At 70.5% G+C, this 12,098-nt stretch carries 9 protein-coding genes; 3 read left to right on the forward strand and 6 right to left on the reverse strand.

The features are described from left to right. Positions 1-9: 9 nt before the first annotated feature. From G5T42_RS03610 to G5T42_RS03635, 6 genes are all read right to left on the reverse strand, one after another. Entirely contained in the window at positions 10-1,194 is a 1,185-nt protein-coding gene (locus G5T42_RS03610) for a glycoside hydrolase family 88 protein (protein WP_165125542.1), read from the reverse strand. Between the two features lie 41 nt (positions 1,195-1,235). Then, on the reverse strand, positions 1,236-1,916 hold the full coding sequence (locus tag G5T42_RS03615) for a DUF624 domain-containing protein (protein ID WP_165125545.1): 681 nt from the start codon (positions 1,914-1,916) through the stop codon (positions 1,236-1,238). Continuing rightward, a complete protein-coding gene (locus tag G5T42_RS03620; protein WP_347104456.1) occupies positions 1,913-2,671 on the reverse strand; it encodes a carbohydrate ABC transporter permease in 759 nt (252 codons plus the stop codon). The genes G5T42_RS03615 and G5T42_RS03620 overlap by 4 nt, the downstream gene beginning before the upstream one ends. 158 nt (positions 2,672-2,829) lie before the next feature. Beyond that, on the reverse strand, positions 2,830-3,750 hold the full coding sequence (locus G5T42_RS03625) for a sugar ABC transporter permease (RefSeq protein ID WP_165125551.1): 921 nt from the start codon (positions 3,748-3,750) through the stop codon (positions 2,830-2,832). 95 nt (positions 3,751-3,845) lie between these two features. Continuing rightward, a complete protein-coding gene (locus G5T42_RS03630; RefSeq protein ID WP_165125554.1) occupies positions 3,846-5,156 on the reverse strand; it encodes an extracellular solute-binding protein in 1,311 nt (436 codons plus the stop codon). A 55-nt stretch (positions 5,157-5,211) separates the two neighbouring features. After that, entirely contained in the window at positions 5,212-7,167 is a 1,956-nt protein-coding gene (locus tag G5T42_RS03635; protein WP_241245942.1) for a DUF2264 domain-containing protein, read from the reverse strand. A 196-nt stretch (positions 7,168-7,363) separates the two neighbouring features. Here G5T42_RS03635 and G5T42_RS03640 point away from each other — a divergent pair, with 196 nt between their 5' ends. The 3 genes from G5T42_RS03640 to G5T42_RS03650 are packed head-to-tail and all read left to right on the forward strand — an operon-like array spanning position 7,364 to position 12,083. Beyond that, entirely contained in the window at positions 7,364-9,313 is a 1,950-nt protein-coding gene (locus tag G5T42_RS03640; protein ID WP_241245943.1) for a heparinase II/III family protein, read from the forward strand. Continuing rightward, positions 9,310-10,428: a substrate-binding domain-containing protein gene (locus tag G5T42_RS03645; RefSeq protein ID WP_165125560.1), complete on the forward strand. Its 1,119-nt coding sequence runs from the start codon at positions 9,310-9,312 to the stop codon at positions 10,426-10,428. The genes G5T42_RS03640 and G5T42_RS03645 overlap by 4 nt, the downstream gene beginning before the upstream one ends. After that, the gene (locus tag G5T42_RS03650) at positions 10,425-12,083 is read left to right on the forward strand and encodes an acyltransferase (protein WP_165125563.1); all 1,659 of its coding nucleotides are present in this window, start codon (positions 10,425-10,427) and stop codon (positions 12,081-12,083) included. The genes G5T42_RS03645 and G5T42_RS03650 overlap by 4 nt, the downstream gene beginning before the upstream one ends. Positions 12,084-12,098: the final 15 nt, after the last annotated feature.

The raw sequence follows: 12,098 nt of genomic DNA on the forward strand, positions 1-12,098 counted from the left end.
CGGCATCCCTCACCAGTACGGCTTCCATCCGGGGAGGGCGCGGCGGGTGAGCGCCTCGAGATAGAAGTAGTCGCCCCACAGAGTGCCCTCGTCAACGCCGTTGTGCTTCGGCAGGTCGTACACGCCGTGCAGGATGAGCGCGTCGGATGCCTCGGGCGGCTCGGGCGCGTAGCGCGCGACGAGCGAGTCGAGGATCGCGTTCGCGGCAGACGTCGCCCGCTCGGCGCGCACCGTGCCGGGTTCGAGATCGGCGAGCTCGAAGAATCCGCAGACCGCGATCGCCGCGGCCGAGCTGTCGCGCGGCGCGTCGCTGCCGTCGTGGTAGACGAGGTCCCAGAACGGGACGTCGTCGGCGGGAAGGTGGGCGAGGAAGTAGTCGGCGCAGCGCCAGGCGGCATCGAGGAGCGAGGCATCCCCCGTCGCCCGGTGGTTGAGGGCGAAGCCGTAGATGCCCCATGCCTGCCCGCGCGCCCAGCACGAGTCGTCGTGGGCGCCCTGCTCCGTCGCCCCGCGAAGGGGCTCGCCGGTCTCGGCATCCCAGTAGAAGGTGTGGAAGGTCGAGTCGTCCTCACGGAGGATGTGATCGCGCAGCTGGATCGTGTGGCGGCGGACGGCGTCGGCGAAGCGCTCGTCGCCGGTCTGCTCGTGGGCCCACGTCAGCAGGGGCATGTTCATGAGGCTGTCGATGATCGTGCGGCCGCGCTGAGCGGGGTCGGACAGGTCGCCCCAGGCCTGGATGATCCCGGCCGGCTCGAGGAAGCGCTTCATGAGGTGGTCGGCCGCGAGGAGTGCCGCCTGCCGCGCGTCCTCGTCGCCGAGCAGTCGCCACGGCGCGACGGAGGCGAGCGTGTAGAGGAACCCGAGGTCGTGGGTGTCGAGGTCTTCGCCCTGGCGCACGCGGCGCTCGAAGTCCGCGGCGTGGCGGAGCGCGGCATCCCGGAACACCTCGTCACCTGTGATCTCCCATGAGAGCCACTGCATGCCCGGCCAGAAGCTCGTCGTCCACCCCCGGTTGCCGCCCTCGGCGAAGATGCCCTCGGCGGGACGCAGCGGATACCGGTCGTCCTGCGTCGTGTCGTCGGGATAGAGGTCGCCGAACGCCGCGATGTTGCGGCGGACGGTCGAGAGGGCGCCGGCGAGGGCGGGCTGCGCGGCGAGCGCGGTCCGCTCCTGAGTCGGGGGCGTGGACGTCATCGGTCTCTGTGTTCCTTCGTCGGTTTCTCAGGCGTTGCGTGTCAGGCGGTCTGGGTGTCTGCGATGTCGAGCACGGGTCGGAGCGTGAAGCGGGCGTTCGCCCAGGCCAGGTAAAGGGCGGCGGATGCTGTCAGCCCCAGCGCGATCGCGGGGAACGACGCGAAGAGCATCGCCTGGGCGGCGAGCACGAGCAGCGACACGGCCGACAGGTACCAGCGGCGGACCGCGAGCCACGCGCCGGCACGCAGCGCGTCGCGCAGGCGCACCTTCGGCTCCTCGGCGAGCGCGACGAACGTCAGGAGCGCGATGGCCACGGCGAGCACCGTCAGGACGGCGAGCGCCGGGATGACCGCGACGCCGACCGGGGAGCCCGAGAAGGCCCGCACATCGACGAGCAGCACGACGACGACGGCCGACAGCATCCCTCCCAGCGCGAGCGATCGCCGCCACGTGGCGCGGAGGCCCGCGAGGAAGTCGCGCGCGATCGTGGTGCTCCCCTGCGCGTGTGCGCGGAAGACCGAGAACGCCGCGGTCAGGCCCGGAGCGGCGAGAGGCGCTGCGACGGCGAGGAGGGGCCACGAGCGGGAGGGGTCCGTCGTCACGAGCAGCAGGACGAGGGGCAGAGCTGCCACGAGCAGCAGCGCATTCGTCATGAGGCCCAGATAGACGACCCCGAAGACGTTCGCGTACGACTCGTGCGAGATGCGGCGCAGGGCGTTCATCCCTTCATTCCGCTCGTCGCGATGCCCTCGATGAAGAAGCGCTGGCCGAGGAGGAAGATGACCGCGATCGGGATGACCGAGATCGTGAGGCCGGCGAAGAGGAGCGCGTAGTTGGTGTCGTAGAGGTTCGAGACGAAGCTCTTGAGACCCAGCTGGATGGTCCACAGGTCGGGGTTGCGCAAGTAGATGAGCGGTCCCAGGTAGTCGTTCCAGGTGTTCACGAACGTGAGCAGCGTGAGGCTCGCGAGAGCCGGGATCGAAAGGGGCAGCATGATGCGCCGCCAGATCGCGTACTCGCTCAGTCCGTCGAGGCGGGCGGCCTCGGACAGCTCCTCGGGGATCGTCTCGTAGTACTGCTTCATGAGGAACACGCCGAAGGCGCCGAACGCCTGGATGAGGATGATGGCCCACAGCGTGTTCGAGACCTTGAAGTTCGAGAGCAGGATGAACTGCGGGATCATGTACGACTGCCACGGGACGGCGATCGTGGCGATGTAGACGAGGAACAGGACGTCGCGCCCCGGGAAGCGGATCTTCGCGAATCCGTAGGCCGCGAACGAGCCGGTGAGCACCTGGAGGAACGTCACGACCACCGCCAGTACGAGCGTGTTGCGGATCCAGGTGACCATGTTCGACTGGGTCCAGATGTCGACGTAGTTGCTCCACACGAACGTCTCGGGGAACCACTTGATCGGCACCGAGAAGACCTCGTTGGCCGACTTGAGCGAGCTCATGACCATCCAGAAGAACGGCATGAGGAGTCCCACGGCCGCGATGACGAGCAGCGCGTATCCGACGATCCGCAGGGCGCGACGGCCGGGCGTCAGCGTCGACTTCTCGACGGGCGGCGGAGACTGCTCCTCGGCCACCTCGTGCAGCTGACGGCGGCTGATGGGGCTTTCGATCGCGGTCATCAGTAGCTCCTCCGCTTGTTCCAGAAGAACTGGATGATCGTCACGACGATGCACATGAGGAAGAGGGCGACGGCCGCGGCGGACGCGTAGCCGAACTGGCTCTCCTCGAAGCCCTTCTTGTAGATGAACTGGGACAGCACGAGGGTCGACTGCCCGGGACCGCCGTTGGTCATGACGAGGATCAGGTCGAAGATCTTGAACGAGTTGATCGTGAGCATCACGGTGACGAAGAACATCGTCGGCCGGAGGCACGGAAGCGTCACGTTGAAGAAGCGCTGGATGACGTTCGCGCCGTCGACGCGCGCGGCCTCGTGGAGCTCACGGGGCACGGTCTGCAGGCCGGCGAGGAAGAGGATCATGTAGTAGCCCATGTCGCGCCACGTGCTGACGATGACCACGGCGGGCATCGCCCACTCGGCCGACGTGAGCCAGCCCGGCGGGTTCTGGACCCCGAAGAACCCGAGGATCTGGTTGATGGGGCCGTACTCGGGGCTGAAGAGAAGGTTCCAGACGACGGCGATCGCGACGATCGACGTGATGTAAGGGAAGAACGCCGCCGTGCGGAAGAACGCGATGCCGCGGAGCCTGTTGTTCAGGAGCAGGGCGAGGCCGAGCGAGACCACGATCGTCAGCGGGATGTGCATGACGGAGTAGTAGAGCGTGTTGAGGACGGAGATGCGGAAGCTGCCGTCGCCGATCAGACGCTGGAAGTTCGCGAGGCCGATCCAGTCCGCCTTGCCGAACACGTTCCAGTTGGTGAACGACATGTAGAACAGCGTCACGACCGGCACGAGGGTCAGCAGGGCGAACCCGAGGAAGTTCGGGAGGATGAAGCTCCAGCCGATCAGCGTGTTGCGCAGCCGCAGCTTCGAGGTGCGCCGCGGGGGGCGCGGGCGACGCCGCAGCGGTCGCGACGTCATCGGCGACGATGCTCGTCATGGTGTCCTCCAGTGGGGGGGAAGGGTTGGTGGGCGGCCGGGCTCGCAAGCCGCGGCCCGGCCGCCGCAAGGGGGTCTCAGTCGAGACCGACCTCGTTCTTGACGCGGTCCTCCGCCGTCTTGATGGCGTTGTCGATGTTGTCGGACCCGGACATCACGGCCGTGTGCAGGTCGTTGAGGATGCCCTGGATCGCCGCCGTCTTGCTGGAGGTGGGGTTCTCCGGGTGGGTCTCGTGCGTCGAGAAGGCGAATCGCGACAGGTCGTCGGCCGGAGCGCCCTTCACCCCGAGGTACGTCTCGACCACGGCGTCGTTGAGGAGCGCGGGGGTGATGCCGATGGCGGCGAGCGCCTTGGCGGCGTCCTCGCCGGCGGCGAAGGCGAGGAATTCCTTCGCCGCCTTCTTCTTCGCGTCATCGACGGCGGCGTTGATCGCGAAGCCGGTCGGGTCGCCGAACGTCACCGGGGTGTTGTCGGTTCCGGTCGTCTTGGCGTCGAGCTGCGGGATCGGCGCGATGCCCCAGTTGAAGGTGTCGGCGTCTCCCGAGGCCTGCTGCGCGATGAGGGTCGCGACGTACCACGTGCCCATGGGCATCATGGCGGCATTCTGCTTGCCGAACTCGCCCTGGTAGGTCAGCTGGTTGGCCGCGCTCGTGTTGTAGTCGACCTGGTCACCGTCGCCCTGCAGCGCGAGGACGCGCTCGTAGTAGGGCTTGAGGTAGCCGTAGTCGCCCTTCAGGATGTCGCCGTCCTTCGACTGGGCGTTCGCGAAGCCCTGCACGGTCGACTGCCACCGGTGCTGGTAGGCCCCCTTGGCGGCGCTCCCGGATGCCGCCAGACCCTCGGTCAGTGCGGCCGCGGCCTCGTCGTAGTCGTCCCACGTCCACGAGCCGTCGGGGTAGTCCACGCCCGCGGCGTCGAACAGGTCCTTGTTGTAGTAGAGGACCCACGAGTCCTGGCGGTATGGCACGCCGTACGCGGTGCCATCGACCTCGTACGACGACGTGCCGCTGATGTCGTCGGGCAGCTCGACATCCGAGACGTCGAGCAGCTGGCCGCCCTCCTGGAAGGTCGTGACGTACTTGACCTCCTTCTGCGTGATGATGTCGGGCCCGACGCCGGCGGCCAGGTCGGCCGTGACGAGGGTGTTGTAGTTGGCCGGGTCGTACTCCTTGAGCTCCACCGTGACGTCGGGGTTCTTCTCGTGGAAGGCGTCGGCGAGCGTCTGGAACTCGGGCGTCGTCTCGAGGCTCCAGCCCGAGAGCGTCAGGGTCACGGGACCCGACGACTCCTCGGCGGCCGGGGTGTCACCCGAGCCGCCGCTGCAGGCGGCGAGCGACAGCGTTGCGACGACGGCGATCCCCGCCGCTGCTGCGAACTTGCGCTTCATGTGATGGTGCTCCTTTGCGAGTACAGGATTGCGGACCCTTCGTCGGGTCCTGCGGTCACCGGGTCGACGCATCGACGATCCGGGGGTCTGGAAGGGGCGTCGTCGTGACGACGCCGTCGGGCCACGTGATCCGGGCTTCGCCCGATTCCATGGCGAGCTGCGCGGCGCCGAGGTCTGCGGGCGCCCCCGAGAGCTCGACGATCACCGCGACGCGCTCCCCCGGGACGGCGGGGAAGGTCACGACGGGCACACCCGCGTCGGCGCCGAGCGGGGTCGAGTCGGCCCGCACCTCGACGCTCGGGGCGCCGGCACCGAGGAGGGGACGGATGGCGCTCGCCAGGCGGTGCGTCGTGACGGATGCCGCGGCATCCGTCACCCGCTCCTCGCCGTCGGCGACGGGCCAGCCCCCCACGCGCAGGGTCAGTGCCGAGGGGTCCACGCCGTCTTCGACGCCGTCGAGGTCGATCACCCGCACCTCCCACGGACCGCGGACGAGCGAGCGGACGGTGAGGCGACCCGCGAGCGCGATCTCGCCGTGGATGCCCGAACCGTGCCGCACCTGCGTCTCGGCGGGCGAGATCCAATGCGCCGGCCACGTCGAGGCGGCGACACCGACCTCGCCGTCGATGCTCACGTCGAGGAGCTGCATCGCGGCGCGGTGAGTCGCCCGACCCTGGTGGTCGACGAGGGCGACGGACTGCTCGAGGGGCTCACGCCACGCCCGGCCGTTCGCGAGGGGTGCCGTCGCGGTGGAGTAGCCGATGCGCGCGTACAGGGGCGAGTCGCCGACGAGGCTGCCCTCGGCGGCGTGATCGGTGCCGTGGTTCACGACGCGGACGATGCCGTCGGCGCGCGTCCCCGAGACGACCCATCCCGCCGCGCGCACGGCGCGGAGCGTGTCGCCGCTCTCGACCGGAAGCGGCTCGGCCGGCGCGCTCCACATCGGGTGGTCGGCGGGGAGCGAGATGCCGAGCAGACCCTTGGTCGCCCAGTACGGCGAGGCGGGGCCGGAATAGGACTGCGCGAGCCGCCGCCAGTCGCCGTGCCACCCCATGCTGAGCAGGTCGCGGGCATCCGGCACGCCGCTGTCGGCGAAGTGGCCGACGACGCGGTTCGCCGCGTGGCGGAGCGCACCGAGCGATGTCGACGGCACCCCCGCGATCACGCCGACCCAGAAGGGGGCGGCCGCGGCGAAGCGATAGATGAGGCTGCGGCCCTGGATGAGCGGCGACCCGTCTGCACCCACGAGCGCGATCGCGTCGAGGAGGAACCGGTCCAGGAGCGCCACATCCTTGGGCGTGCGCCCGTTCGCGAGCTCGGCGGCGCCTTGCATGCGCGCCCAGAGCACGGGATAGAGGTGCAGCGCCCAGCCGACGTAGTGGTCGTACGAGCGCTCGTCGCCGTCCGAGAGCCAGCCGCCCGGCCGCCCGAACGAATCGTGGAGGGCCAGGTCGTCGGCGACGTCCTGCGCCGACCAGGGGCCGCCGACCGAACGGAGGAACGTCTGCACCACGAGGCGGAACCACAGCCAGTTCGTGCGAGGGTACGTCTGGTCGCCGACAGCGGGCGCGAGGTACGCGATGACGCGCTCCTGAGTCATCGCATCGAGGCGGTCCCAGATCCACGGCCGCGTCAGGTCGAGGATGAGCGCGATGGATGCCGCTTCGACCTTGGCCTGCGGGTGCTCGTCGAGGCGGACCCACCGGTCGGGGGCGTTCGGGTCGACACCGGTCGCGATGCCGCGGGAGTAGAAGTCGACAAGGTCGTCGACGCCCATGCCGCTCTCGCCGGCGATGCGGAAGCCCGCCAGGAGGAACGTGCGGGCGAAGCCCTCGAGTCCGTCGATCGCGGTGCCGTAGCCGCCCTCGGCGCCAGGAGGAGTGATGCGCGCGTGGCCGGGCGAAGCGAAGGCGCGGGCGCCGGCCAGGAGGCGATCTGCGTAGGAGACCCACTGCGCACGCGTCCAGTCGGGCGCGGATGCGCCGCCGTGGGCTTCGTGGATGCGCGTCACCGTCGTTCTCCTTTGAATGGCTGGGCGGGTCCGCAGAGCGGCCGCTTTGGGAGATTAGCAATCAGTTTCGTTCATTGCAACACATGATTTTTCTGTATTGATCGTTTATGATCGTTTGAGGCGTTCGCGCCGGGGTCTACCCCGGGCGGGCCGCCGTGCGGCGATGTCAGCACTCGACGAGGAGGAAGGAGCACCCGTGTCCGAGCAGCAGTTCACCGGCCCTCTCGCCCGACTCTTCGGCACCGGCACGGGCGATGGCGCAGCCGAGGTGCGCGGCATCCTCCTCCCTCCGTCGGCCGCCCTTCCGGTGCCGCCGGCGACCGATCGCGCCGTCTGGACCTCTGTCGATTCGGTGACCGCGCACGACCTGGTCGCCCGCGCCGAGCGGGACCTCGGCATCCCGTGGCCCCTCCCCCTTGCGAGCCAGGCGGTCCGCGTCCACCGCGACGGAGACCGGGATGCCTGGGAGACGCTCGCCTTCGAGCGGCAGCGCCGGCTCAGCCGAGCCGCTGCCGCGGCAGCGCTGACCCTCGAAGAGCAGTGGATCGACGAGGTCGCCGACGGCGTCATCCTCCTCTGCGAGCAGAGCTCGTGGTGCTGGCCCGCTCACGACGACACCCGGGCGCGCCACGGCGCCGTGCTCGCCACCGTCGACGACCCCTTCCTCGATCTGGGCGCCGGCGAGGTGGCCGGCCAGCTCGCGTGGCTCGACCGCCTGCTGGGGACGCAGCTCGATGAGCGCTACCCGGGCGTGCGCGCCCGCATCCGGCGCGAAGCCCGCCTGCGGATCATCGACCCCTTCCTCGCGCGCCCCGACTGGCACTGGCTCGGACTCGACGGCGACGTCCACAACTGGAACCCCTGGATCCACGGCAACGTCCTCGTCACAGCGCTGCAGCTGCTCGACGATCCGGCGGAGGCCGATCTGCGCGCCGAGATCGTGGCCCTGGTCGTGGAGGGTCTCGATCGATATGTCGCCTCCCTCCCCGATGACGGCGCGATCGACGAGGGCTACTCGTATTGGTGGAACGGAGCGTGCCGCGCGCTCGAAGCCCTCGACCTCCTCTCGTTCGCGACGGAAGGGCGATGGGATGCCGCAGCCGCGGTGGAGTCGTTGCGTCAGACCGTCGCGTTCCCCCACCGCATGCACCTCGGCGGCGACTGGTACCTCAACCTGGCCGACGGCCAGGCCCGCCCGACCCGGGAGCAGCCGTGGCACGCCCTGCACCGCGCCGCTCGTCGCATCGGCGACGACGGCGCCCGGCGCCATGCCGCGGCCCAGCGCGTGCCCGGCGCGCCTCTCGCGACCGAGCGAGAGGGCCTCGGCCGGCTGCTGCGCGGTCTCACCGACGCGGTGTGGCGCGAGGATGCCGCGGCGACGTCTCCGCTGCCGCGCGACACGTGGCTGCCTTCGACCGAGGTGCTGATCGCGCGAGAGCGCACCGGCTCGGCAGCGGGACTCACCCTCGCGATCAAGGGCGGACACAACGGCGAGCACCACAATCACAACGACGTCGGCTCGTTCGTCGTCGCGGTCGACGGCGTCCCGGTCCTCGTCGACGCCGGTCGTCCCACGTACACGGCGGCGACGTTCGGCCCGCGCCGCTACGACATCTGGACGATGCAGAGCGCGTGGCACAACGTGCCCGAGGTCCGCGGTGCTGCTCAGTCCCCGGGCGCGGGGTACGCGGCGTCCGTCGTCCGTCCCTCCCTCGGCGACGAGCGGACCGCCCTCTCCCTCGACATCGCCGGGGCGTACGAGGCACCGGGGCTTCGGGCTTGGCGCCGACGCGCGGCACTCGACCGGGGGGCCGGCGAGACGCGCGTCGTGATCGAGGACGCGTGGGACGTCGAGCCCTGGACCGGACCGGCCGAGCCTCCGACGACTCTTCGCCTCCTCGTCGCCGGCGAGGTCGAGCTCTCGGCCGGCGCACTCAGGGTCCTCCCCTTGGGAGGCGCGCGCCCCGTCTCGGTCCGGTGGACGCCAGAGGTTCCCGCCGCACTTGTGACCCGATCGCTCTCCGACCCGGTGCTCTCGGAGGTGTGGGGCGACGCATTGACGCGCGTCGACCTGCTCGTCACGGAGCACCGCAGCCTCCGCGTCACGGTAGAACTGGACGCAGCCACCGACAAGGACAGCCGATGACCGATCAGCCGACCCACGCTCCGCTCGCCCCGGCGCGCCGCGCGCACATCCTCACCTCGCTGTCCCGCGAGGGCATCGTGCGCGTCTCGCAGCTCATCGACGAGCTCGGCGTGACGCCCGTCACGGTGCGCCGCGACCTCGCACAGCTCGAGGATGAAGGCCTGCTCGTCCGCGTGCACGGCGGCGCCGTGGCCCCGGCCGGGGGCAACGGGCTCGCGCCGGACACGGTGTCCGTCGACCAGGAGGATCGCACCACCGAGGCATCCGATTCCATCGCGGTGCTCGTGCCCTCGCTGAACTACTACTGGCCCACCGTCGTGCGCGGCATGGAGCGCGAAGCGCGCCGCCGTGGCTACCGGGTCATGCTGCGCGGAGCGTCGTACGAGCTGCAGGACGAGCGGCCCGTGCTGGAGCGGCTCGTGCGGTCGGAGGGCGTCAAGGGCCTCATCGTCGCCCCGAACACCGACACCGCCCACGCGCAGGACGTCATCCAGTGGCTCGCAGGGGCGGGAGTGCCGAGCGTTCTCACCGAGCGCGACGCCTTCCTCCTTCCCGATCGCGCACCCGTCGAGTCCGTGACGTCCGACCATGCGCTCGGCGCCGTGCTCGCCGCCCGCCACCTCGCCGACCTCGGACACCGCAAGGTCGGACTGGTGCTGTCCCGCGACTCGCCGACCTCGCGCAAGATCGCGGCCGGCTGGGAGGCCGTGTGCGACGAGCTGGGGCTCACCCCGACCCAGCACTTCGAGCATCTGCTGCCCGATCGCAGCAGCTCGGACTTCTCGGACGCCGTCAACGCGTCGCTCGACCGGGCGATGAAGAGCGGCACCACCGCGCTGCTCGTGCACCCCGACGCCGAGGCCATGGCGTTCGTCGATCTCGCGCTCGCCCGCGGCATCTCGGTGCCCGGCGACCTGTCGGTCATCGCCTACGACGACGAGGTGGCCGAGCTCTTCACCCCGGCCCTCACCGCCGTGAGCCCGCCGCGCATGGATGTCGGCGCGGCCGCCGTCGACCTCCTCATCCGCCGCATCGCCGAACCCGACCGTCCCGTGCACCGGGTCCTGCTCAATCCGACGCTCCACGTGCGCGAGTCGACGGCGCCGCCACGGTGATCGACCCCCTCGAGTTCTCGCCGTGGGACTTCTGGACTCGCGCCGAGCCCGCAGCGCAGGAACGGCAGCGCGGCCTCCTGGGCGGGCTGCGGGCGCGCCCGCATCATTCGATCGGGGACGGATGCTTCGTCTCAGCGCTGGCGTCGGTCGACAACGACGAGCTCCGCCTCGGAGACCGCACCTACATCGCTGCGGGCGCCTATCTCACGGGCGCCCTGCGAGCCGGAAGCGACTGCAGCATCAACCCGTATGCGGTCGTCCGAGGGGACGTCCAGCTCGGCGACGGGGTGCGGATCGGCGCGCACACGTCGATCCTCGGGTTCAACCACACGATGACCGACCCCGACCTGCCGGTGTTCCGCCAGCCCCTCACGGCCGAGGGCATCCGCGTCGGCGACGATGTGTGGATCGGCTCGCACGTGGTCATCCTCGACGGTGTCAGGGTGGGCGACCACTCGGTGCTCGCGGCGGGAGCCGTCGTGACGAAGGACGTGCCCGCCGGCGCGATCGTCGGCGGCAACCCGGCGAAGCTGCTCCGCTGGCGGATCGCCCCCGCGGGCGAGGGAGCGTCGCCGGCGGGCGGCGACCTCGGCCGCCGCCTCGAGTCGCTGGGTGAGAGGGCCCGCGCCCAGGCGGCTGCCATCCTCGAGCGCTCGTGGCGCGACGATCACCGGCTCTTCGTCGATCGCCCTGGTGCGGCACCGACGGTCCGCGCGCAGGCCGATGCGATCGAGATCGCCGACCTGCTCCTGGGTTCGGCTCCTCCGCAGCTGTCCGTCGAGCAGCAGGTCGAGCGCCTGCGTCGGTGGCAGGATCCGGCGACCGGCCGCGTCGCCCGCATGCTCGCTGACGGAACGCTCGCGGAGTCGGCGCCCGACGACGATCCGGACGTCGCGTATCACGTGCTCTCGGTCGGCTACGCCCTGGATGTCCTGGGTTCGAGCTTCGACCATCCCGTGGACATCGTGACTCAGTCGTCGGCAGATGAGCTCTCCGCCTTCCTCGACGGGCTGCCGTGGCACACCGACGCGTGGCACGCCGGGCACCGGGTGGATGCCGTCGGCACGGCGCTCCTCTGGGCTCGACGGCGGGGCGACAGCATCCCGCCCGCCTTCGAGGAGACCCTGTTCGGCTGGCTCCTCACCCACGCCGACCCGGCCACCGGGATGTGGGGGCGGATCGGGGCGGACGGCAGCCGCCTTCAGCTCGTCAACGGCTTCTACCGCACCTCGCGCGGGACCTTCGCGCAGTTCGGCCTGCCGCTCCCCCGTCCCGAGCGCGTCGTCGACACCGTCCTCGCGCACGTGCGAGATGACCGATGGTTCCGCCCCGACCGGCAGGACGCGTGCAACGTGCTCGACGTCGCACATCCCCTGTGGCTCACGCGCACCGCGGGCTATCGGGCAGACGAGGTCTCGGCGACCGCCCGGCGGCTCCTCGATGTCGCGCTCGACCGCTGGGTCGACGGTGAAGGCTTCGGCTTCCGCGCACCGAGCCAGGACCATGCCTGGCGCGACGCTTCGCATCCCGGGCTGCAGGGCACGGAGATGTGGCTCGCGACGATCTGGTACCTCGCCGATCTCGCCGGCCTCTCCGACGCGCTCGGCTACCGCCCGCGGGGCGTGCATCGCCCCGAACCGGCGCCGCTCGGCTGACCCCCGGCATCCGCT

Source organism: Microbacterium sp. 4R-513 (genome assembly GCF_011046485.1).
Lineage (GTDB): Bacteria > Actinomycetota > Actinomycetes > Actinomycetales > Microbacteriaceae > Microbacterium.

What these genes read in the sequence shown, in the direction of transcription:
- G5T42_RS03645 (WP_165125560.1), top strand. Translation starts at nt 9,310, where the DNA reads ATGACCGATCAGCCGACCCACGCTCCGCTCGCCCCGGCGCGCCGCGCG.
- G5T42_RS03615 (WP_165125545.1), bottom strand. Translation starts at nt 1,916, where the DNA reads ATGAACGCCCTGCGCCGCATCTCGCACGAGTCGTACGCGAACGTCTTC.
- G5T42_RS03630 (WP_165125554.1), bottom strand. Translation starts at nt 5,156, where the DNA reads ATGAAGCGCAAGTTCGCAGCAGCGGCGGGGATCGCCGTCGTCGCAACG.
- G5T42_RS03625 (WP_165125551.1), bottom strand. Translation starts at nt 3,750, where the DNA reads ATGACGTCGCGACCGCTGCGGCGTCGCCCGCGCCCCCCGCGGCGCACC.
- G5T42_RS03610 (WP_165125542.1), bottom strand. Translation starts at nt 1,194, where the DNA reads ATGACGTCCACGCCCCCGACTCAGGAGCGGACCGCGCTCGCCGCGCAG.
- G5T42_RS03620 (WP_347104456.1), bottom strand. Translation starts at nt 2,671, where the DNA reads ATGCCGTTCTTCTGGATGGTCATGAGCTCGCTCAAGTCGGCCAACGAG.